Source organism: Mesorhizobium silamurunense, assembly GCF_014843905.1.
Classification (GTDB): Bacteria; Pseudomonadota; Alphaproteobacteria; order Rhizobiales; family Rhizobiaceae; genus Mesorhizobium; species Mesorhizobium silamurunense.
In genome coordinates, this window is sequence record NZ_LPVS01000186.1 from 1 (window position 1) to 734 (window position 734).

The window sequence follows — 734 nt, forward strand, 5'->3', positions numbered from 1 at the left end:
GTGATCGCCGCCTTCCAGACCGCGGCGGGCAAGATGGGCTCGGGCGCCGGCGGCACCCGCAACATTTCCGGCACGTCCAATCCGCTGGTCGAGCTCGAGCATGAGCTGGCCGACCTGCACGACAAGGAGGCAGCCCTGGTCTTCACCTCCGGCTTCGTCTCCAACGAGGCCTCTATCTCGACGATTGCCAGGCTTTTGCCCAACTGCCTGGTGCTCTCCGACGAGTTGAACCACGCCTCGATGATCGAAGGCGTGCGGCGCTCGGGCGCCGAGAAGAAGATCTTCCGCCACAACGACGTCGCGCATCTGGAAAGCTTGCTTCAGGCGGCGGGCCGCGAGCGCGCCAAGCTGATCGTGTTCGAAAGCGTCTATTCGATGGATGGCGACATCGCGCCGATCAGGCAGATCGTCGAGCTCGCCGAGCGCTACAACGCCATGACCTATATCGACGAGGTGCATGCGGTCGGCATGTACGGTGCGCGCGGCGGCGGCATCACCGAGCGCGAAGGCCTGGCCGACCGCATCGACATCATCGAGGGCACTTTAGCCAAGGCGTTCGGCACGCTGGGCGGCTACATCACCGGCACAAGCGCCGTGATCGACGCGGTGCGCTCCTATGCGCCGGGCTTCATCTTCACCACCGCGCTGCCGCCGGCGATCGCTGCCGCCGCCACCACCTCGATCAGGCATCTCAAGCGCTCGCAGGCCGAGCGCGACGCGCAGCAGCGCCAGGC

Annotated in this window: 1 protein-coding gene; it reads left to right on the top strand. The window is 66.3% G+C overall.

Annotation, left to right across the window (positions count from 1 at the left end; all coding sequences use genetic code 11):
* Nucleotides 1–734: 5-aminolevulinate synthase (gene hemA, locus AU465_RS32965; RefSeq protein WP_192257179.1), on the top strand; the 734-nt coding region annotated here is incomplete at both ends.